Origin of the sequence: Tessaracoccus sp. ZS01 (assembly GCF_022342445.1) — a bacterium.
Lineage (GTDB): Bacteria > Actinomycetota > Actinomycetes > Propionibacteriales > Propionibacteriaceae > Arachnia.
On record NZ_PQFE01000007.1, the window covers coordinates 51288 to 72166 of the forward strand.

Annotated in this window: 15 protein-coding genes and 2 pseudogenes; 8 read left to right on the forward strand and 9 right to left on the reverse strand. The window is 64.4% G+C overall.

From position 1 onward, the window contains the following. The first annotated feature begins 36 nt into the window (after nt 1-36). From C3E87_RS08665 to C3E87_RS08675, 3 genes are all read left to right on the forward strand, one after another. The gene (locus C3E87_RS08665) at nt 37-741 is read left to right on the forward strand and encodes a response regulator transcription factor (protein WP_076061713.1); all 705 of its coding nucleotides are present in this window, start codon (nt 37-39) and stop codon (nt 739-741) included. Beyond that, nucleotides 741-1868 carry a cell wall metabolism sensor histidine kinase WalK gene (locus tag C3E87_RS08670; protein WP_076061715.1) on the forward strand — a complete coding sequence of 376 codons (1128 nt, stop codon included), beginning with the start codon at nt 741-743 and terminating at the stop codon, nt 1866-1868. The genes C3E87_RS08665 and C3E87_RS08670 overlap by 1 nt, the downstream gene beginning before the upstream one ends. A 94-nt stretch (nt 1869-1962) precedes the next feature. Continuing rightward, the gene (locus C3E87_RS08675) at nt 1963-2583 is read left to right on the forward strand and encodes a DUF305 domain-containing protein (protein ID WP_076061717.1); all 621 of its coding nucleotides are present in this window, start codon (nt 1963-1965) and stop codon (nt 2581-2583) included. 178 nt (nt 2584-2761) lie between these two features. Here C3E87_RS08675 and C3E87_RS08680 read toward each other — a convergent pair whose 3' ends face one another. Genes C3E87_RS08680 through C3E87_RS08690 form a run of 3 tightly spaced genes read right to left on the reverse strand, consistent with a single transcriptional unit; the run spans nt 2762 to nt 6068 of the window. Then, nucleotides 2762-3676, reverse strand: coding sequence for a cation diffusion facilitator family transporter (locus tag C3E87_RS08680; RefSeq protein WP_076061719.1), 915 nt, complete (start codon nt 3674-3676; stop codon nt 2762-2764). After that, entirely contained in the window at nt 3673-5655 is a 1983-nt protein-coding gene (locus C3E87_RS08685; RefSeq protein ID WP_076061721.1) for a cation-translocating P-type ATPase, read from the reverse strand. Before C3E87_RS08685 ends, C3E87_RS08680 begins: the two co-directional genes overlap by 4 nt. Next, complete coding sequence (locus C3E87_RS08690; RefSeq protein WP_076061723.1) at nt 5652-6068, reverse strand: helix-turn-helix transcriptional regulator; 417 nt, start codon at nt 6066-6068, stop codon at nt 5652-5654. The genes C3E87_RS08685 and C3E87_RS08690 overlap by 4 nt, the downstream gene beginning before the upstream one ends. Nucleotides 6069-6728: 660 nt before the next feature. On the opposite strand from C3E87_RS08690, the gene C3E87_RS08695 reads away from it, so the two are divergent. Further along, nucleotides 6729-6914, forward strand: a complete 186-nt coding sequence (locus C3E87_RS08695; protein WP_158069061.1) for a relaxase domain-containing protein — start codon at nt 6729-6731, stop codon at nt 6912-6914. A 52-nt stretch (nt 6915-6966) separates the two neighbouring features. Here the strand turns inward: C3E87_RS08695 and C3E87_RS08700 are convergent, their stop codons facing one another. Both C3E87_RS08700 and C3E87_RS08705 read right to left on the reverse strand, forming a co-directional pair. Continuing rightward, the gene (locus C3E87_RS08700; RefSeq protein WP_076061727.1) at nt 6967-8109 is read right to left on the reverse strand and encodes a tyrosine-type recombinase/integrase; all 1143 of its coding nucleotides are present in this window, start codon (nt 8107-8109) and stop codon (nt 6967-6969) included. Between the two features lie 607 nt (nt 8110-8716). Then, nucleotides 8717-9911: pseudogene (locus C3E87_RS08705) on the reverse strand (IS3 family transposase); the annotation flags it as partial. A 533-nt stretch (nt 9912-10444) separates the two neighbouring features. On the opposite strand from C3E87_RS08705, the gene C3E87_RS08710 reads away from it, so the two are divergent. Together C3E87_RS08710 and C3E87_RS08715 are read left to right on the forward strand one after the other, a co-directional pair. Further along, nucleotides 10445-11287, forward strand: coding sequence for a hypothetical protein (locus C3E87_RS08710; RefSeq protein ID WP_076061729.1), 843 nt, complete (start codon nt 10445-10447; stop codon nt 11285-11287). A gap of 52 nt (nt 11288-11339) precedes the next feature. Beyond that, the gene (locus C3E87_RS08715) at nt 11340-11756 is read left to right on the forward strand and encodes a hypothetical protein (RefSeq protein ID WP_238974198.1); all 417 of its coding nucleotides are present in this window, start codon (nt 11340-11342) and stop codon (nt 11754-11756) included. Here C3E87_RS08715 and C3E87_RS08720 read toward each other — a convergent pair. Then, on the reverse strand, nt 11728-13029 hold the full coding sequence (locus C3E87_RS08720) for an ISL3 family transposase (RefSeq protein WP_076061731.1): 1302 nt from the start codon (nt 13027-13029) through the stop codon (nt 11728-11730). The genes C3E87_RS08715 and C3E87_RS08720 overlap by 29 nt on opposite strands. Nucleotides 13030-13477: 448 nt before the next feature. On the opposite strand from C3E87_RS08720, the gene C3E87_RS08725 reads away from it, so the two are divergent. Then, nucleotides 13478-14722, forward strand: a complete 1245-nt coding sequence (locus C3E87_RS08725; RefSeq protein ID WP_143570954.1) for a hypothetical protein — start codon at nt 13478-13480, stop codon at nt 14720-14722. Between the two features lie 972 nt (nt 14723-15694). Here the strand turns inward: C3E87_RS08725 and C3E87_RS08730 are convergent. From C3E87_RS08730 to C3E87_RS08740, 3 genes and pseudogenes are all read right to left on the reverse strand, one after another. Then, nucleotides 15695-16426: a DUF3800 domain-containing protein gene (locus tag C3E87_RS08730; RefSeq protein ID WP_198928260.1), complete on the reverse strand. Its 732-nt coding sequence runs from the start codon at nt 16424-16426 to the stop codon at nt 15695-15697. A gap of 478 nt (nt 16427-16904) precedes the next feature. Continuing rightward, nucleotides 16905-18068: a hypothetical protein gene (locus C3E87_RS08735; protein WP_143570955.1), complete on the reverse strand. Its 1164-nt coding sequence runs from the start codon at nt 18066-18068 to the stop codon at nt 16905-16907. Between the two features lie 678 nt (nt 18069-18746). Beyond that, a pseudogene (locus tag C3E87_RS08740) lies at nt 18747-19905 on the reverse strand (IS3 family transposase). Between the two features lie 273 nt (nt 19906-20178). On the opposite strand from C3E87_RS08740, the gene C3E87_RS08745 reads away from it, so the two are divergent. Further along, nucleotides 20179-20784, forward strand: coding sequence for a hypothetical protein (locus C3E87_RS08745; RefSeq protein WP_143570956.1), 606 nt, complete (start codon nt 20179-20181; stop codon nt 20782-20784). Nucleotides 20785-20879 lie beyond the last annotated feature (95 nt).

A 20879-nucleotide genomic window follows, 5' to 3' on the forward strand; every position in this document is an offset into this window, starting at 1 on the left:
TCCGGTACGACTACGACGTGCGGCAATACTGGCCGCATGACAGACACCGCACCGGCGAAGGCCCTGATCATCGACGACGAACGCCCCCTGGCGGGCATCGTCGCGTCCTACCTCCGACAGGCGCAGTTCCAGACGGCCGAGGCCTACGCCGGGCCCGACGGGGTGCGCCTCGCCGAGGAACTGGACCCGGAGGTGGTGATCCTCGACCTCGGGCTGCCCGGCATGGACGGCGTCGAGGTCTGTCGCCGGATCAGGACCTTCTCCGACTGCTACATCATTATGCTGACCGCGCGCGTGGATGAGATGGACAAAGTGATCGGCCTGTCCGTTGGCGCCGACGACTACATCACCAAACCCTTCAGCCCGCGGGAACTGGTCGCGCGGGTGCAGGCGATGTTGCGCCGTCCCCGTCGCCGGACGCATCCCCCCGCGGTGCACGCCGCGCGCGAGGTCGGGCTGCTGCGCATCGACGCCGGCGGCCGTGATGCGTGGCTGGGCGACGAACCGGTCGTCCTCACGCGCACAGAGTTCGACATCCTCGACGCGCTGTCCGCCAGCCCCAACCTCGCGCTCAGCCGTCGCCAGATCATCGACGAGGTGTGGGGACCGGGCTGGGTGGGCGACGAGCACGTCGTCGATGTCCACGTCGCCAACCTCCGCAAGAAGCTCGACGATCCCCCGGCCGAGCCGCGCTTCATCCTCACCGTGCGTGGTGTGGGCTACCGGATGGGACAGGGCTGATGGCCGCCGCGGAGCGTCGCGGCATCGCGTGGGGAACGCGAACCTTCCTAGCGTTCGCGCTGGTCGTCGCCGCCAGTGTGCTGTCTGCGGGGATCGTCGCGCTCGTCGTCGGCCCGCCGCTCTTCCACGAGCACCTGCTGGAACTCGGCCATACCGGCGGCTCGGCCGAGATGGCGCACGTCGAACAGGCGTTCCTCGATGCGGGCGTCCGCTCGCTGGGCGCGGGACTCGTCGTCGCGCTCGGTCTGGCGACGCTGCTCGCCTGGTGGGAGACACGACGGCTCCGGCGGCCCCTCGACGAACTGAACTCGGCAGCCAGACGTCTGGAGTCCGGCGATTACGTCGCGAGGGTGCCGGTGGGCACGGGAAGTCCCGAATTCGACGCCGTCGCGGAAGCCTTCAACGGCATGGCGCAGCGGCTCGACGCAACCGAAGAGAGCCGAAGAAGACTGCTGTCCGACGTCGCCCACGAACTGCGCACACCACTGTCGACCCTGACCGCCGAACTCGAGGCCATCGGTGACGGACTCGTCCCCTGGGACCGCGAGGGCCACGAACTGTTGGCCCAACAAGCGGCACGGCTGCAGCGGATCGCCAACGACCTCAACGACGTCTCCCGCGCCGAGGAAGGCCGGTTCGAGCTCGACCGGCATCCCGTGCCCGTAGCGCTGCTCGTCGAGCAGGCGGTCGCCACGTTCCGGCCCCGCTACACGGCGAAGGATGTGGAACTCGCGGGCACGGCCGACGGCGGCATCGTCGTCGCCGACACCCAACGCGTTGGCCAGATACTCGGCAACCTCCTCGAGAACGCGCTGCGACATACCCCCGCCGGGGGGCGCGTCGCGGTCGACGCGCAGACGGTGCGCGCCGAGACCCGGATCACGGTCACGGACACGGGGGACGGACTGACGGCCGATCAACGCGACCAGGTATTCGACAGGTTCTACCGCACCGACACGTCCCGAGCCTGGGACGCCGGCGGCTCCGGCATCGGCCTCACCATCTCCCGCAGCCTGGCCCGAGCGCACCGGGGTTCGCTCACCGTCACAAGCCCCGGGCCCGGAGGAGGAACCACATTCACGCTCGTCCTGCCCGCCACGGCCGGACCGGACCGGCCGCTGTCTTGACCGTTTCTTGACCATTTCTGAACGGTTCCTTCGCCCGCACCTTCCTACCTTGGACATCGCGGGTTTCCCAGCCCCGCGGAAACGGAGATCGACCATGTCACGCAAAAAGCTCCTCGCCACGACGCTCGGCGCGCTGCTCGCGGCCGCTTCCCTCGCAGGCTGCGCGGAATCGGAGACCGAACCCACCACCGCGTCGGCGACCCCGGCGGCCACGGCGCCCGCCACCACCGATGCGCAAGCCTCCGAGGCCCACAACGACGCCGACACCACCTTCGCCCAGATGATGATCGTTCACCACGAGGGCGCCATCGAAATGGCCGAACTGGCCATCGACAAGGCCGAGAACCCCGACGTCGTCGAGCTCGCCGAGCGGATCGCGCAGGCGCAGGGCCCCGAGATCGAGAAGATGACCGCCTGGCTGGAGGTGTGGGGCGAGGACGTTGAACCGATGGATCACGGTGGCATGGACATGGATGGCATGGACATGAACGGCATGAGCCAGGAGGAGATGATGACGCATCTCGAGGGCCTTTCCGGCGAGGAGTTCGACGCCGCCTTCCTCGAGGGCATGATCGCCCACCACCAAGGCGCGGTGGAGATGGCCGAGGCCGAACTCGCCGACGGTGAGAATCCCGAAGCTCTCGCCCTCGCCGAGAAGATCATCTCCGATCAGGAGGCCGAGATCACCGAGATGAAGGAGATGCTCGCCGGCTGACGGTCCCGCCAGAGGGGCTGGTCTCTACGAACGCGAGACTTCGAAGGACCGCACTAAAGAGGTCCCGCAATCCAAGTCGACCCCGCCCGTAACTTCCAACGGGAACAAACGGTCCATACATTCGGCTGTCACCTGCGTGCGCAGCAGACCCCCCTGGGTTCGCGGCGCGATAGTGGCGTCAGCCGTGGGTTGCGTACTCGTGCGCGGAGTGGGTCACGGCCTCGAATTGGATGGTGGTGTGCTCGATGGCGAAGGCTTCTCGAAGTTCGGTTTGGACTTGGTCGAGCATCTGCATGAGGTGGCCGTCGTGGAAGCAGGAGTCGTCGACTACCACGTGCGCGGTGAGCACGGGAACCCCTGTGGCGATCTGGGTGGCGTGCAGGTCGTGCACGTCATGCACGTGGGCCAGGCCTTGGATGCTGGTTCGTACCGCAGCCAGGTCCACCCCTGGCGGGGTCGATTCCAGCAGCACATGGAGTGCATCGCGGCCGATGCGGACGGTCCGGGGAACGATCAGCGCAACCACGATCAGCGAGGCGATGGCGTCAGCGCGCTCGAAGCCTGTCGCGGCTATCACGACCGCGGCTGCCAGGACGGCAACGGATCCGAGTGCATCGTTGACGACCTCGAGGAAGGCGGCTCGCATATTCAGGTTCGTCTGCCGCGATCGGTACAGGATCAGCATCCCGATGATGTTGCCGCCGAGTCCGATCAACCCGAAGACGATCATTCCGGTCGTCGCCACTCCCGGAGGTTCGAGCAGGCGACGTACCGCCTCGATGAGGATGAATATCCCCACGCCGAATAGCAGCAAGGCTTGGGCTGCCGCGCTGAGAATCTCCACCCGCAGAAACCCCCACGTTCGGCTCGGCGTGGGTGGGCGACGGCTCAGGGCTGCCGCCACCAGCGCCATCGTGAGCCCGGCCACGTCGGTCAGCATGTGGCCGGCATCGGCGAGCAGGGCCAAGCTCCCCGTGACGGCCGCCCCGACGACTTCCACCAGCATCACCGTGACAGTGATCCCGAGGACTACGGCCAGTGGCTTCCTGTGATCCGGTCCGAGGTTATGGCTGTGGTCATGGTTCCCGCTCATACCGAAACCGACTCTGTCGCAGGAGTTCGGCGTGGGGCTGCGAGCGGTGGGAAAGCGGTGCCGCGGCTGGCGCGCATGCCGTTGCCGATGACGATGACCTCCGCCAGTTCGTGGACGAGGACGACGGCCGCCAGACCGAGGACCCCGAACAATGCGAAGGGGATGAGGATGGTGATCAGCGCGATCGACAGGATGACGTTTTGCAGCATGATCTGGCGGGTTCGACGAGCGTGATCGAAGGCTTGCGGGAGGAGCCGCAGGTCATCGCCCATGAGGGCGACGTCCGCGGTCTCGATGGCCACGTCGGTGCCCATCGCTCCCATCGCCACCCCGAGATCGGCCGTGGCCAACGCGGGGGCGTCGTTGACGCCATCGCCGACCATTGCTGTGGCCTGACCCGAGCGGCGGAGACGCTCGATGGCGGCCGACTTGTCCTCGGGCCGCAGCTCGGCATGCACCAGCCCGATTCCCGCCTCGTGGGCCAGCGCACGGGCGGTGAGTTCGTTGTCACCGGTGAGCATCACAACCGTGTATCCAGCGGATCGCAACTGCGTCACCACCTCGGGCGCCTCAGGTCGCAACTCATCACGCACGGCGATCGCCCCCACCACGCGTCCCTCCACCTCGACCAGTACGGCCGTCGCTCCCGCCTGCTGCATCCGCGCCACGTCCTCGGCCACCGGCTCGGGATCAATCCAACCGGGGCGACCCAAGCGCACCCGACGGCCATCGACCCTGCCGGTCAGCCCTGCCCCAACCTCGGCTGAGACCTCCTCCGCAACTCCCACGTCGTCGACCTCGGCCAGGATTGCTCGAGCCAGCGGATGCTCGCTCCGAATTTCGAGCGCTGCCGCGAGCTTTAGGACATCGCCGCGGGAGTAGCCGGGGACGGCGACGACGGCGATCACGGCCGGCTGGTTGCGGGTGAGGGTGCCGGTTTTGTCCAGGGCGACGGTCCGCACCCGGCCGAGGGTCTCCATGGCCGCTCCGCCCTTGACCAGGATGCCGCGCCGGCTCGCGGCGCCGATGGAGGCCACCACCGTTACAGGAACGGAGATCGCCAACGCACAGGGCGAGGCGGCCACCACCATCACCAACGCCCGCGCGAGCCACACGGAAGGATCCCCCAGCAAGGAACCGATCACGGCGGTGAGTGTCGCAGCGATCAGGATGCCGGGCACCAGGGGCTTGGCGATCCGGTCAGCCAGGCGTTGGGTGTCGCCCTTGCGGGACTGTTCCGCCTCGACGATGTGCACGATCCGTGCCAGCGAGTTGTCCTGCGCGTCGGCGGTGACTTCCACCTCCAGCGCACCCGAGCCGTTGATCGAACCGGCAAACACTTCCCGGCCGGGCCCCACCTCGACCGGCATCGACTCGCCGGTGATGGCCGACGTGTCCAACGCGGTGCGGCCCGCGCGGACTGTCCCGTCTGTGGCGAGCCGCTCGCCCGGTTTCACGATCAGGAGGTCACCGACCACCAGGTCGTCGACACCGACCAGGACATCGCGCCCCTCGCGGCGGATCGTAGCTTCGCGCGGGACGAGGTCGAGCAGGGCCCGTAGCCCATGACGGGTCTTGGCGATCGAGTAGTCCTCCAGGCCCTCGGCCAGCGAGAACAGGAAGGCCAGCATGGCCGCCTCCTCGACCTGACCGAGCAGCGTCGCGCCGACCGCACCGATCGTCATCAGGAGACCGACCCCGACCTTGCCCCGAACAAGCTTCTTCAGAGCACCGGGGACGAACGTGGACGCCCCCACGAGCAGCGCGATAGCACTAAGGATCAGCGCAGCGGTTTCCCAGCCGAGCTGGCTGCACACGAACCCGGCCAACAGGAAAGCACCAGAGACCAGCCCGAACTGGATATCCCGGATCTGCCACCACCGCTCCACACTCTCGCCGGTACCACCACTGCCGGGATTGGCAGGCGCCGGCGACTCACAACCGCAGGCGCTCTCGAGCACATCCTCACGGTCGGTCATCGCGCGACCCCCTGAGCGTCATGGCTCTTCAACTGCCCGACACTCGGATTGGTCACAGTGTCGACGCCGTAGTTCGGGCACAACGCCACCCCTTGACCCGTGGCCTCCAGCAGACGCTCCGCCGCCGCCAGCACACCCAAGACCTCCGGCGCGTTCGTCAACGAGAACACCGAAGCTCTCCCTTCCGGCCTCGACTCCACCAAACCGCACTCCCGCAAACACGCCAAATGCCCACTGACAGTCGACTGCGCCAACCCCAGATGCTCAGTCAAGTCACGCACCCGATGCTCCCCCAGCGTCAGATGCTGCAAAATCGCCAACCTGGAAGGATCAGACAAACCATGGAACAACGCCGCCGCAACCGGCAGCCCTTCGGCCAAAGCCTCACCCGCAAATCCCGTTAACATCGTCATATACCGATAATAGCATCGGGAGCGATCGATCAAGAGGAGGGACCCCGATGACCGTCGATACGGCCGCGCCCGTCTTGGCACGGTCCCTTCACCTAACCCGACTGGTGACTGGGAGTGCGCTCCTGGCTCCACCATCGTCGCACTGAAACTACGCTTCCAGGGCCCGGCCGGCGCGGCAGGATCGGCTGAGCGGCGGGGTGCAATTCTCCTTGCCGCGGGCCTTGTGCTCCGCGCCGCAGCTCCCACGCTTGCTCTGACCGGCACCACTGCCGCAATGGCTCTGCCCACCGGCATTCGGTGGATCGACCTGGCGTCGCCACCGTCGGCTTCGTCGGCGTCGTGGCCGCTCAGCTCAGGCTGACGTGCGTGCAAACCTGAAGTATAGGCGCTGACCATGCGCCCCTGAACAGCATGGATTCACCCCACTCCAACGACGCTTTCACCGCTGGTCCCGACCAACTCGCTGACCACCCTCTCCGAACGATGGGGACCCTTGGCCCCGAAGGAGTGTCCACTGGCAACTCGCGCGCAGGGACTAAGCGGATGAAGCGCCGGCTCCGACTCGCGCACGAGCAATGAAGATCACACACCCACTGCATTAGCGCTTCCACCCCGGACTTGATTGTTCGCTAGGGCGGTGCCGGCTGGGTTGTTATGGGTATGACAGCTTCGCTGCACAAGCTCACGGCCGGGACGGGGTACGACTACCTGACCCGGCAGGTGGCCGCGCATGACTCGACGGAGAAGGGTCATGCGACACTCGACTCTTACTACTCGGAACGCGGCGAGGTGCCGGGAGCTTGGCGCGGCCGTGGCGTGGCCGGGCTCGGCGATCTCGCCGTGTAGCTGCACTTATCCAACGGGTGGCTTAGCAGCCGCAGCGCTAGAAGAGGCGGGATCACTCCGCAGACGGATACTTGGCAGCCAGATGCGAGATCACCGTGGCGACTTGGGCAACAGGGATCGATGCCAGAACCTCAGCCCGCTGAGCCTCAGATAATGCTGCCAGAGTGCGCGCCAGGGAAGCGGGATCCATATGCTCCACGATGGAGGCCAGAAGCCCTGGCCCAGCCCCGGAGTTCTGTGCCTGGGCCGCCCTCGGCGTCGCAGGCGCGGTCCATCCCGTCTGTTCGGATAGCCGGTCGAGTTGTGGCCAGAGATTCTCACGGTCAAGGACGGTGTAGGCGCCGGCCACCTTCGGCAGTGTGTGGCCCATCATCAGTTCGCAGTCGAAGTCGCTGATCCCGGCCTTCTTCCATGCGGAGCGGGCCCACGCGCGCAGGTCGTACAGCTTCAGGGCGGGTTTTCCGATCGCGATGCGTGCCTCGTAGAAACCTGTGGGTGTACGGGGCGTGGGTTGGCGCCCCGGGCCACGTCTCACCTTGGGGGAGGTGCCTAGAACTTGTGTTGTGGTGCCGTAGCGGTTGCGCCAGTAGGTGCCTGGGAAGACGAGGCCGTCCTTGCCCGTGTCTGGCTCTGAGAATCGTTCGAGGTGCTCGGTCAGGGTCTCAGCCAGGTGCGGGGGTAGCGGGACATAGCGAATGGACCCGGTGGTCTTTGGCCCCTTGAGGTGCTGGCCCTTGTCGCGGGCAGACGTCACGGACTTCGTCACGCTGACTACCCACCGTGGTCGGCCATCGATTGAGTCCTGGCGGAGATCTCCGCGCTCCAAGGCCAATGCCTCGCCTGGGCGTAGACCCGAGTACGCGAGCAACATGACGAAAGCTCGCCACCGCTCCTCATCCATGGCTTCCGCCAGGGCGGCTATGTGCGCGTGAGTGATGGAGGTGAGGAGCTCTGTCTGGACTGCTTTCGGTCGTTGCGCAACGCGTCGCGTGGCGTTCTCCACCCGGCAGGGGTTGGCTGGGACGATTCCCCGATTGACGGCGTCCTTGAAGACGGATTTCATGAAGGCGTAGGCCAGCGCCCGGATGACGTGGCCGTCCTCGTTGGCCTTCCACCACTCGTCGATGTCCTCCCGGGTGACTTCAGCCAACGGCTTGGCCGCCAACGGTGCCAGGCGCCCGTCGAGGTACTTCAAGTACTCCGCGCGAGTGCGGGGGGGCGAGAGGGGTGCCTTTGGGTGTCGTTCGGTGCTCGATCCAGTAGCGAGCGTGCTCGTCCAGAGTGATCGTGGCGTTGCTCTCAACCGCTTCGTCCTCTTGTCGTCTCGTTGCCGGTGGGGTCCAGATCGACTTGCCGGTGAGGCGGTCCTCGGTGATGAGAGCTTCCTCTCGGCGCAACCAGTCCCAGGCTAGATCCTCAGTGAAGAAACCATGACCCGCATGGTGTTCCTGACCGTGGCGTTCGTAGCGCGGGTAAAATCGTTGACCACGCTGCCGCACGGTGCCCAATGAAGCCCCTCGACGCGCCATGGCATGTCCAATCTGTGTACCGGATTTGTACCGGATTGTTGTCCGGTCGAGCCCGTTATGCCTGCTGTGTCCCCACGTTAACGCAAGGCGGTGTCGCGCCTAAATGGCCTAGTAGACTTCGAAAGAGGGCGGCTGGGAGCCTGTTTCCGACCGATAGGCGCCCGGGCCCAGCCGTGCGGTTCGCCGAAAGTTCAAGTCCAGCTAGGCCCACCAATGAACCCCTAGGCGACTAGGGGTTTTGAATCGCACTGGGTTTGATGGAGACTCGCCCCATTTGATTCCTACCAGCTGTTGATGGTCGGTTTGTTCAGCATAGAACGCGTTCTCGAACTCGGCGGGTGGGAGGTCGCCGAGGTATCCGTGAAGGCGTGTGGTGTTGTGCCAGTGCACCCACCCGAGGGTCGCGAGCTCGAGGTCCTCGACGCTCTTCCATGGACCGGGCCGGGCGGGACCGCGGACCAGTTCGGTCTTGTAGTAGCCGTTGACTGTCTCGGCCAGAGCGTTGTCGAACGAGTCGCCGACGGTCCCGATCGACGGGGTCGCGCCGATCTCGGCGAGTCGCTCGCCGTAGCGGATGGAGGTGAATTGGCTGCCCGCGTCGCTGTGACAACGCAGATCGCCGTGGTGATGGCCGCGGGACCAGCGGGCCATCTCGATCGCGTCGAGGACCATCTCGGTTCGCATGTGTGGAGCGACCCGCCAGCCGACGATCATCCTCGAGAACGCGTCGATGATGAAACACACGTAAGCGACACCGGCCCAGGTCGGCACGAACGTCAGGTCGGTGACCCACAACCGGTTCGGGGCGGTGGCGGTGAACTCCCGCTTCACCAGGTCCGGGTGACGTGAGGCCACGGGATCCCGCCGAGTCGTGGTCACCCGCTTCGAGCGTCGGGCACCCTCGATCCCCGCAGCCCGCATCAGCCGCGCGGTCTGATCCCGCCCGATCCCGATGCCTGCCCGCACCGCGGTCTTCCACAGCTTCCGGACCCCGTAGACGCGGTAGTTCACCTCCCAGAGCTCCACCAGCCTGGGGATCAGCTCGTCATCGCGGACAGCCCGAGCCGAGGGGGCGCGGGACTTGGCGGCGTAGTAGGTGCTCGGAGCCACCTGCAACACAGTGCAGATGAGCTCGACCCCGAGCCTTCGACCCTCCACGACGTCGTCTTTGTTCCGGTCGACGAACGCGACTATCTCCGGTGTTGGCGGTCGAGCTCCGCCCCGAAGAAAGACGCGGCCCGCTTCAAGATCTCATTGGCCCGGCGAAGCTCACGGACCTCCTGCTCCAACTCCCTCACTCGCGCCGCCTCAGCGGTTCTCACCCCTGGGGAGACGCCGTCATCGACATCGGCCCCTGGGCCGTTCCCAACTCCGACCGCAGGGTCCGAACCATCCGCACCGCGGCGGCCTTCTCCTCCTCCGAGTACCGACGCGTCGTCGGCTTCCCCGGCACCTGTTCCTTCGGCATGACTCCATCCTCGTTTCCAAGACCAGGAGTCTCCAACAAACTCAGTGCGATTCAGTGCGATTCACGAACGGCACATGCGCCAACCGCCGCAGCACCGCATCATGCCGGACCCCGGGACCGGCGCACCCCGGACACGGCGACGGCGGTGTGGTGGGGCGGCAGCGCAGCACGGTGTGGTCGGGTTCGACGCGCTGGGCGGTCACGGACAGCCCAAGACGGTCCAGACGGCAGAACGTATCAAGGCAGGGTGGGGTAGCGTTTTGCACAAGGGCCCTTGGGTTTCAGATGAGGCGTAGACACCTTCATCCTGCCAACCCGAGGGCCCCCTCACCTCACCAGGGCCGTCCGAACTCCAGCCCCATCACCCACCGCCATCTGTGAAGAGCCGCTTTGGAAGCGGCGGGATGCACATCGACGGCAAAGCGCCGAAGCAGAACTTGACCGGTTCCCCTGGCTCTTAGAACGGGGCACCATGGGTGTCATATGGTCACCGAACGGCGCCACAAGCGTCAATCCACAGGAGGCAAGGACGGATGGAGCTCAGATTGCAGGATTGGCAGGCGCTCGTAGGGCTTTTCGTCGGAGCACTGGGCGCCATCGCAGGGATGTACTCGGCGTTCGGCACTACCGCCAGACGTTTGCGGAACGATCTGATCAGTGATGTCCAACTGTCTGCGCAGTTGAAAGGCAGGCCGAGAGCGGACCTCAATGCCTCTATCGGGAAGCGCGCCCATTTGCTGGTTGCTGCAACTAATAACCCGAGCGTGACTTGGTACGAGGTGGCCATGACATTGCTTTTCATTCCGGTCTTCTGGTGGCTATGGATAACACCGCAGGAACTCTGGGCGCTCAGGGTGAAGCCCATTGAAATATCCGGGCCCGGACAGATAGTCGCCCTGCTCATTGCATTGGCGATCTATTCGGAAATCGTCCGTTCTTGGGGGAGTAGAGCAGCGGAGAGAGTTGTATATGTCTACGAAAGGCTCGGCGACGACGCCGCGCGAGATCTCGTGCGCCTGCTCGCGTTCCCGGCATATATCGGCGCGATCGTGTTCGTCCTTGTATTCATGGCACTGGCGCTCGTAAATATGCAGGTTATCTTTGAGGTTCACGGCTGGCCAATTTGGATCGGAATTCTCATTTTGACTGCTTTGGTCTTGGGGCTACTGTGGGCAGTCAATCAGATCGCGAAGAGGGAGCGTCTTCACGATTACGTGCGCTACTATACCGACATCCTGTTTCTTGGTTCTGACGTACCGAAGTTGCGGCCACTTGAACTCGGGCGAACGGATGATGATCAGCTGCGCTATGAGGCAGAGCGCCTGCGCCGATTTCGACGGGCCGAGGGAGACCCGCAGCACCGGAACAAACACTAGGGGTCTGTGTTGTGAGGGAACGCGGTTCTCGTAGTGCCTGACCCGGTTCCTCATGACCGATTTCCTGCGCTCGCTGAGTAATCGCGGTTTGAAGGTCGCCAGCGCCGACGATTCGCTCGGGGTCGCGATCGTGGGTCTTCGGCGCCCACGAAGGCCTCAAGCACGCGATCACGGCGATCCTGCCCGGAACCGCTTGGCAGCGGCGCATATTAACGAAGCAGTCGGTCGCGACGATCACGGCTTGAGACACGCCCCGGCCGCCGATACGGATGTCGAGGGAGGCCGCGTCGAGCCGCAGGTAGGGGTATCAGGTCGGCCTCGTTTGAGCCGAAGCTCGAGGAACACCGAGGCAGGCTGGTCGATCTCAGCGCAGATCCTCGACACGGTCGAATGGGAGATCATCGGCCAACCGCGCGTGCGGGAGGGTTCAAGGCGGCTCTTCACAGAAGTGAGTGGATCAGGGGTCTGAACCCGCCCGCGTCGAGTAGGCATTGGGCGACGTAGTTGACGATGCTGCGGAACCCGCGCGCTGTCCCGCGGAGGTGCTCCAGGAGGCCATTGACGGCCTCGGTTGGACCGTTTGATGTGCCGGGGTGGTCGAAGAACGCGAGGATGTCATCGCGGCGCCGTTTTATCGTCTGCCCCAGCGACCGCAGCTCGTCGAGGCCGGCCGGGACGCCGCTCTGGAGCCTGGTGATCAGCCGGGTCATGATCTTCTTCCCCTCGGCTGGCTGGTCGGCTTGGTAGGCGTCGATCACGTCGTGGTAGATGCTCCAGGTGACCTCGAACGCGACATGCCGCTGGTCGGCGAACACCTTCGCGAGCCGGTGCTGCTGGTTCTCGGTCAGCAGCCCAGCCCGGGTCCGGGCGACACGTCGGATGCCGTAGAGCGGGTCACCGGAGCGGCCTCGATGCCCCAGCGTCTCCTGCTGGACGCGTTGCCTGCAGCGGTCGAGCTTGTCCCCGACCAGAGCCACCACATGAAAGGGATCCATCACCGTGACCACGGTGTCGATCGCTTCGACTGCGGCGGTCTTGTAGCCGGTGAACCCGTCCATCGCGACGATCTCCACCCGGTCCCTGAACGCCTCCGTCTGAGCCTCGAGCCAGGACTTGAACGCCTGCTTCGATCTGCCCTCGACCACCGCCATCAACCTCGACGGGCCGGTCCTGGTCCTTGTCGGGGTCAGGTCGATGATCACGGTGACGTACTTGTCGCCGTGTCGGGTGTGCCGCCAGACGTGCTCATCGACCCCGACCGTGGTGACACCCTCCAGCCGGTCAGCGTTGTCGATCAGCAGCTCGGTGCCGGCGGCCAGGATCGCATCCGATGCGGTGTTCCACGCGACTCCGAGGTTGGCCGCGACCCGGGCGATCGACATTCGGTCGACCACGATCGACTTGACCGCCAACATCACCGCGTCGCGCGACAGCTTCCCCTTTGACGGCGCCGCAGCCGTGATGCTGTGACGCCAGATCCGTCGACACGGCCAACACCGGTAGCGCGGGACCACCACCTCCAGGATCGTCGGCTTCCACCCGAACGGCACATGCGCCAACCGCCGCAGCACCGCATCATGCCGGACCCCGGGACCGGCGCACCCCGGACACGGCGACGGCGGTGTGGTGGGGCGGCAGCGCAGCACGGTGTGGTCGGGTTCGACGCGCTGGGCGGTCACGGACAGCCCGAGAGGGTCCAGACGGCAGAACGTATCAAGGCAGGGTGGGGTAGCGTTTTGCACAAGGGCCCTTGGGTTTTCAGATGAGGCGTAGACACCTTCATCCTGCCAACCCGAGGGCCCCCTCACCTCACCAGGGCCGTCCGAACTCCAGCCCCATCACCCACCGCCATCTGTGAAGAGCCAGTTTGTAGATCGGGACGCCCGGGGGAGGCTCGTCAATAGTAGGGAGGGGGTCTTCCTGCTGCGGTGGCTTCCTCACTCTCCCCCAGCCCTGGACAGTGAACGAGGAGCCGCCCTCACAAGACGCGCACCCACTCTGCGGTCGGCGGACGCCCCAGCCGAGAGGGGCGCCTTCAGGGTCGGCTGCTTCCAGGATTCTATAGATCAGAATCGAGGACAGACCAGCAGTTCGACAACTGCCGGCGCCCAGTGCCATTCGCGCTAGCCTTGGACCGGTGTCGCTCCGTTGGGGTGTGCGATCTGCGATTGGGGAGTCATGATCCACCGAATGACCGTCGAGTGCCGCGGATGCCTTGAAGTTTTCACCCTGCGGCTCGGGCTGAACGTTTCACGGCGAGCGGCGTTCTACTTCCTCTGTCCTGCATGCGCGTTGCCTATTCAGGGTGAACTGGCCGGCAACTCCCTCGAGAACGTTCGGCTTGAACTCGGTGGGGAAATCGTTGATCGGGTTCCTGGAAAACTCATCGCAACGGTCGACCCAAATGCACCCGCATCCCCGGCTGCCGACTCGCTGAAGGGTGACATCTTCGGCGGCATGACCAATGCAACTCTGTTTCACGTCTGCGGCGATGACGCAGCGGTAAGATATATTTCCGTCTGCAATCAAGGTATCGAGTTTCTTGAAGATCGCTGGCCTTCAGTCCAGCGCGCGATCCGCTACTACTTGAGTGATAACCACGAGAGATTCTCCGCAGCGGTCAAGGAGACAGGATTTTCCTCGCCTGGAATTGGCTTCGATACGACACACGAGAGAGCAAGCCATCTCTACAATCTGGTAGGCATCACATCGAACGTCCTCTTGAGCCCCACTGCGAGTGGTGTGCGATTCATCCGACGCGTGGGCCTCAAACACAACGCTGCGCTGCGTGTGGAGGGCTACCGTCTCTATATGAACGGCCGGCTGGACTCTGGCGATCTCCTGGGACTGGAGGAGCGGATCTTAGAGGAGATTATGCTCTTTGTGGAGCAGGCAGAGACGTGGCGGATCGGGATGCTGGCGAGGTACATGCGAGAGGATGTCGATCTTGAGGTGCTCGGGTGGCGAGTCATGCGGAACGAGTTCGCGATCTTGAGAGATCTGTATATTCATGGATTTGAGACGGTGTGCAAGAATCTGGGCCATATGGTCGCGGCTCAGAACACAATTAAGTATGGCGACCCCAACATTTTCGGATCGCAACAGCCTCCCAATCGACCGAATGCTAGACTTTCACCGCCGGCAAGCATGAAACGTTTCGAGGGTTTGGTCAACGCTGACAAGCTGTGTTTTGTCCGAGTGATCCCTGGCATTGAGCATGTTGCACACTTGTTGGACGGTAGCTTGCGCAACGCAATCGGGCATTCGTCCGCTCGTCACGACTTGACGTCGGGACGAATCATGGCTGACAAGCTTCCTCAGGTGCTCACCTATCTTGACTTCGTCGCAAAAGTCAGCGACATATTTGAGGCGCTGGCTCTCGTCGCACAGACTCTCCGGGCCCAGCGTGTGGCGTCCTCGCCAGATTTCCGTTGAAGAGCGAAACCAGGCAGACGTCCGGATCTGCCGCGACGCGTCTACCGTCAGGTGCGCAACTCACCTAGAGAACAGCCAAGGCCATGGCCCCCAGGAGACCAACGAGAGCGCTAATGCACCACGCCGCCAGGAGCGGAAAGCCTCTGGCATGGTCGACCATCCACGAGCCCTGGTGGACCTCGGCTCCGTATCCGGAAAAATGCTCAGCGCAGGGCGCGTCCTCTGCGTTCATGAGAAGCCAGTGACGGCCCTTGCGGACGGAGAGCCACTCTTCGCTCGGTCCACGTAGGTTTGGGACCAGCAATCTCCGCACCACAGCACCCTGAAGATCTAGCTACCGTCGCCCGGCAACCGTCCGAGCGTGGAGTCGGCCGCCGTGGATCTGGGCCGTTCGACGAACGGCTATCGGCAGAGCCAGGACTACCAAACTGACGCCCCGCAGCACTCCACCCACATACACACAGGCCACCCCGACGGATTCAAGATCCCAGACCTCAGGGTTAGGCCAGCGTCGACCGAACCATAGGACGTACAGCGGGACCAGCACCAACATGAGACGCGGACCCCAGAGGCAAACCTGAGCCCATGCAGTCTCCGCCGCGTCCCTCATCCCCTTCAGAAGGGCGTCCGGGTCCAACTTCATGAAGACAGTATCGCTCCTAGTAGTAATAGACCGATGCCAGAAGCGGACCGCCTCCACTGGGCGGCGCCAACGCGCTCGCCCCGATGGCGCGGTGAACTGAAGGGGCGACTCCCCGGACTAGCGTCGGGAGAGGACGAACTGGCCACCGGTCGGTCCGTGTGCAGGATCATCCAGTCGTACTCTCATGCCGCCAGCCGTGCCACCGCCCGTTGCCGCTGTGAGGGATCCTGGTCTCGAGCGCGTGCCGTCGTGTGCTCGTGTCCCAGCGCGTCTGGATTCACGCACGCGCACTAACTCGCCCTCTGCCACCTACAGTGGCCGTCGTCTCGCTAGGTGGGCCAAGGCTGTCGGTACGTGTGTGTGCGGTTGCCGATGGCCTGGTGCATCTCTGCAACGGCTGCGACCGCGTCAGGATGCTTGTCCCGCTGGTTCCAACTCCTCTGGAGCAGGTACGCGACCATGTCGGCCATTTGGATACCGGGGCTCTGCGCCGAGTTGACGAAGTGGATCGAGTCGATGATCGTCTTGATCGGGAAGCTGGGCACCTCACCAAGGCCGTGGATCTGCATGTCCTTCACCATCTTCATGGCGCGGAGTTGGTGCTCCTTCTGCTCGTCTGCGATCAGGATCTTGAGTGTGCCGGGGTAGCAGCGGTCGATCTTCTCGAGCATGAACTGAAGGGCCAACAGGTAGGCGTTGTTGTCGGCGCCCCCGTTGTACTTGGCGCGCAGGCGCGCCTTGTCAATGCTCGCGTAGGAGATGTCGACATCATGCACCTCCAGAAGATCGATCACCTCCTTGTAGATCGAGATGAGTTGAGGAGGCTCCATCTCCGACCAGTGGTCGCCCCCATTCCAGAGCACACTGCCGTGGAACTCCAGATCGGCCGGAACCCAACCCAGATGCTGCATGGCGATGTTTTGCAGGCTTTTCCTGAGCGGCTGGACGTGCTCCTCCTTTACGATCGCAGCGGCGACCGTCAGCAGCGGCTGGCTTCTCGCACCCCGGCCGACCGAACCGGTCTCATCGATATATACAAGCGACACCACACGCAGATCCAAGCACAGAACCCGGCCACGTCCAGCTCACGCAAGGCGATGCGTTCCAGTCCGGCGCGAACCGGGAGCACCAAGTGTCCGAGGTTGGCTGGCCCGCGCCCGGTGGACAACTGGAGGCCGACGGCACACGTCCGCTTCTGCCGCTTGGCGCTCGATCCTGCCGATCCCGTGTTGTTTCCATCAGTAGCCATCATGCACGTGACCCGCTCCCCGGAACGGTCGCGTGCCCGGCGCCTCAGACCCGTCAACCTGCGCGGTCAGGATCGCTTTGACGAACCCTCCGCCAGCTCAAGCAACAATTTGCGCGACGATCGCACCAGGATCGTGAAGTAACACAGGCGCGTTCTCGATATTCGAATTGGCGGTCACTGGCGTTCTTCTCTCGAGGCAGTTGCGAGAGACTCTCAAAGGATCACCCCTGACGCACCCTTCCTGACAGCAACGCGGCCACCGGTCGATACACCACTCTGCCGGACTCAACTTAGGCGAGGCGTTCGTTCAGGGCCAGTAGGTAGTAGAGCCCGTGGCTGCGTGCGTCTTGGCGGTTATCGATCGTCGCTTTCGCTGCCTTGCCGATCGAAGTGGCCACAAGACCTGCCCCCGCAGCTAGCGCGGCGGGCTGCGTCAATTCGGCCAGCGCACCAACTCCCACTTGGAGGAACGAAACGCCGAATGAGGCGAGCCCGCCCCACGCTTTTCCGTCTGCAGGAAGTTGTCCCAACAGGTGGGGGACAAACGCGCTTGCGGACAGGTCGGCGGAGAGTTGGCGCAGCGTGGGCTGCACGTCGTCCTGCCAGAGGTCCTCGATCTCGGTCGCGAGCTCGGGATTGTCTACGGGTCCGGCGGCCAGACGTTCCGACATTTGACCCACGGCGCGGCGATAGCGGCCCAGGGGCGCCTCGAGTTCGTTGCGCGCTTCGAGGATGGCCGACATGGGAGCGTCGGGAAAAGCCGGGAGCCTCGCGGCAAGTCCTGAACCGAGTGTCGCCCTCTTAGCGTGTGGGGTAAGGCTGCTCTGTAGCTCCGGGCGTTCTTCCAATAGACGCCGCGTGAGTCCACCCATCTGCTCATCGAACATTAGGTGGTTAGTCGGGTCCTCCATGAGCTTCTCGAGGCCCGCGGCGAAATTTTCGACAGCTTGATCGGCTGGCAGGTTGAAGTCGAGTAAGTCGCCTCGGATAGTAAGCAGTCCTGCTGCGGCGGCCCGTTCCAGATCGGGGGCGCCTGCGCGCTCCCACACGCTTTGCATAGCGGTCCCCATATCGGCGGCGCTCTTGTCCATCACCTGGCGGAACTGCCGCGAAAGGGCAGAGAGTTGGCGCGAGCCTTCGGCGCCGAGCCGTCTGCGTCGCTCAGCGCGGGGGAGTGATGCGAGGGAGCTCATGAGTTGGAGTTCGCCGCGCAACCTAGTCGGATCCTTGCCGTCGGACAGGTGCTGGAGCGTGGCGTCGTCGAGACTGTTCACAACGTCCAAGACGAAGCCTCCTCCCTGCGCGGTCCCAGCGATGATGTTGGCGAGCATCGCCGCGGGGGGCGACAAGAGGTCCACTCTGTCGGCGTACAGAAGGGCGGAGCGGACCAGGCGGACCTCATGGCTGAGGTCCAAGCCTCCAGTTGAGTTCGTCGCGCCCGTGATGATGCTCACTCGCACGTCGCCGCCGGGGCCAGCTACGAGCTTGGCTTTGGCCTGCCTTGCGCGCTGCCGACGTGACAGCCCGTCTCCACCGCGACGTGACATGGCTAGTGGTTTCCTGGAACGGTGGGCCCATCCACCGCTTTCGCGCTCTCTGCTGCGAGCACGACGGGGCTGAAATCAAAGGGCACCCGCGCTGATAGGCCTCGGAACTCGGATTCGAAGTAGGCGCAGAACTGTGCGCTACTCAACTTCACTGGCGCGATCGGATGGCTGAGCCGTGACACGGAACGGACACCTCTCTCCGGCGCGGGCACTCGCGCCGCTACTGGTCTTCGTGGTGAGTCCATGAACTGCGGCCGACAAGATTGGCCCAGGCCACGCTGCAACGGCTCGCGCTGCAAGGGCAACACTGTTCTATGAGCTGAGCAGGACTCGATATCGGAAGCGGATGAACGGTCGACTCGTACGTGGGTTGCGTGACCTCCGCTGCTGCGTCAAGCAGGTCCACGAGGCAACGTTCCCACGCAGTTCTCCCGTCGCCGATCATACTGTCATGCCGCCGGTCGTTCAGGTGGCCCGAGTTTCTCGGGTCAGTTGGTCCGGGCGGGCGTCGCGTTTCAGGTGGCGCCGCCTCGGTTATCGTTTGTGTATTGCTGGGACTGCTGCACGTTCTGGTGACAGGTTGGGTTAGGCGGCTTGGAGGGCCGTTGTGGTCATGATGGTCACGTGTTCGACGGGGGTCAACCGGGCGAGTCGGGCCTGTCGTCGTCGGCGGTGATAGGTGCGTTCGATCCAGGTGATGATCGCCAGCCGGAGGTCCTGTCTGCTGGCCCACCGCCGCCGGTTCAGGACGTTGTTCTGCAGCAGGGCGAAGAATGATTCCATGGCGGCGTTGTCACCGGCAGACCCGACTTGACCCATCGATCCGGCCAGCTGGTGGTGCCGGATCGCAGCGAGGAACTTCCTGGACCGAAACTGCGCCCCCTGTCCGAATGGACGATGCAGCCGGCCACGTCACCGCGGCGGGCCACTGCCATGTTCAACGCGTCCTCCGCGAGCCGGGCCTGCATCCGGTCACTGATCGAGTAGCCGACGATCCGGTTGGAGAACACGTCCTTGATCGCACACAGGTACAGCTTCCCCTCTGCGGTCCAGTGCTCGGTGATGTCGGTGAGCCACAGCTGGTTCGGTTTGGCAGCGGTGAACTTGCGTTCCACCAGGTCGTCATGGGCGGGAGGGCCGGGCTTCTTCCCGTTCCCGCCGCGTTTCTTCCCGAAGGTCGACCACCACCGGTTCGCCGCGCAGATCCGCCACACCGTCCGGTCACAACGCTGGTGACCCAGACCTCTGATCTCGTCGGCCAGCAGCCGATACCCGAACTCCGGATCGTCGGCATGAGCGTCGAACAGCGCGTTGGCCAGGTGGGCCTCGGCGAGGTCCCGGTCGCTGACTGGTGCGCTGAGCCAGCGGTAGTAGGGCTGGCGGGCGAGCTGCAAGACTCGGCACGTGACCGCCACGGGAATCCCATCGGCGGCCAGCTCACGCACGAGCGGGTACATCATTTTCCCGGCAGGTTCGCCTGCGACAGGTACGCCGCCGCGCGGCGCAGGACCTCGTTCTCCTGCTCCAGGAGGCGGTTGCGGCGCTTCAGTTGACGCAGCTCGAGCGACTCCGTGGTTGTTGTCCCGGGTCGCAGGCCGTCATCGACATCAGCTTTCGCTAGCCAGTTGCGCAGACACGACTCGCTGATTCCGAAGTCCTTGGCGATCTGCGCGACAGGAGCATCACCGCGGCGGGCGACAGCGACCACGTCGTCTCGGAACTCTCGGGGATGGGCTTTGGGCATGACAGACATCCTTCCAGCAGGACCTCCCGACCCCACACGTTGGATGTCACCTATTCATGCAGCAGTCCCGTCCCGTCTCTAAGTGGTTTTGTCAGCGGTGCGTGGGAGTGTGAAGTCGTTGCCCCGGGTTTCACGAGCGGGGCACTTGAGAATCGAGTGTTGAGGAGCTTCATGTCGGTCAGAAGGTATCGGGTTGCCCTTGCGGCGGTAGCGTGTTTCGGCCTGGGGGCGTGCGGCGGTCAGGTCAGTTCCGCACCGTCTGCGACCGTAACGGTGACCGAGACTGTTACGGCCACTGCGACGGTGACTCAAACAGCCACCGTTCCCGAAAGTCCAGCCGCGGTCGTTGAGGCGTCAGACGCCCCTGCGGCGGGAACGGCGCCGCTCGGATCCCACACGGGGATGGTTTGGGCTTCCCAGGTCGATTCTGGTCGCATCAACCAGCCGGTCGACTCGCAACCGACCTTCGACGGTGGAGACGGGATCGTGGTTCGACTCGAGAGCCTGCTGTACGTCGACGCGTCAGCAAGTGGCCGGTTGGCGGGTGACTGCTCGGATCAGATCGAGTGGGACGGAGAACCGGATGACACGCATTGCATGTTCGTTCAGTGGTCATTCGACGTACCTGCTGATTATGCGGCAGACGACGCGGCCCTCTCACCGGGGCCACTCCTGACGCCCGAGGGGCGCCAGATCGAGCTGTGGACGACTACCAGCGGTGTTCCTGGTGCCAAGAATGTCGTGATGACGGCGACCTACAGTGGCGGCGTTCCCGGTTCCACCGTCCGATGGACTGTCGGCAGCAATGAGCGCCAATGGGCCACCCTCAAGTACGAAATCCCGGGTACCGACAGCTTCCAGCCCCTCAGCTTCGATTGATCTAGGCGCTCAGCAGACAGTCAGCGCCGGTTAGTACGCATGCGCGAGGCACTGCGGGGTGACCATGCGAGAGGGGCCATCGATTGACTTGTTCG

Coding starts and splice junctions, on each gene's coding strand:
- C3E87_RS08685 (WP_076061721.1), bottom strand. CDS start 5,655: ATGACCGACCGTGAGGATGTGCTCGAGAGCGCCTGCGGTTGTGAGTCG.
- C3E87_RS08695 (WP_158069061.1), top strand. CDS start 6,729: ATGACAGCTTCGCTGCACAAGCTCACGGCCGGGACGGGGTACGACTAC.
- C3E87_RS08670 (WP_076061715.1), top strand. CDS start 741: ATGGCCGCCGCGGAGCGTCGCGGCATCGCGTGGGGAACGCGAACCTTC.
- C3E87_RS08715 (WP_238974198.1), top strand. CDS start 11,340: ATGACCGATTTCCTGCGCTCGCTGAGTAATCGCGGTTTGAAGGTCGCC.
- C3E87_RS08710 (WP_076061729.1), top strand. CDS start 10,445: ATGGAGCTCAGATTGCAGGATTGGCAGGCGCTCGTAGGGCTTTTCGTC.
- C3E87_RS08690 (WP_076061723.1), bottom strand. CDS start 6,068: ATGACGATGTTAACGGGATTTGCGGGTGAGGCTTTGGCCGAAGGGCTG.
- C3E87_RS08725 (WP_143570954.1), top strand. CDS start 13,478: ATGACCGTCGAGTGCCGCGGATGCCTTGAAGTTTTCACCCTGCGGCTC.
- C3E87_RS08680 (WP_076061719.1), bottom strand. CDS start 3,676: ATGAGCGGGAACCATGACCACAGCCATAACCTCGGACCGGATCACAGG.
- C3E87_RS08675 (WP_076061717.1), top strand. CDS start 1,963: ATGTCACGCAAAAAGCTCCTCGCCACGACGCTCGGCGCGCTGCTCGCG.
- C3E87_RS08665 (WP_076061713.1), top strand. CDS start 37: ATGACAGACACCGCACCGGCGAAGGCCCTGATCATCGACGACGAACGC.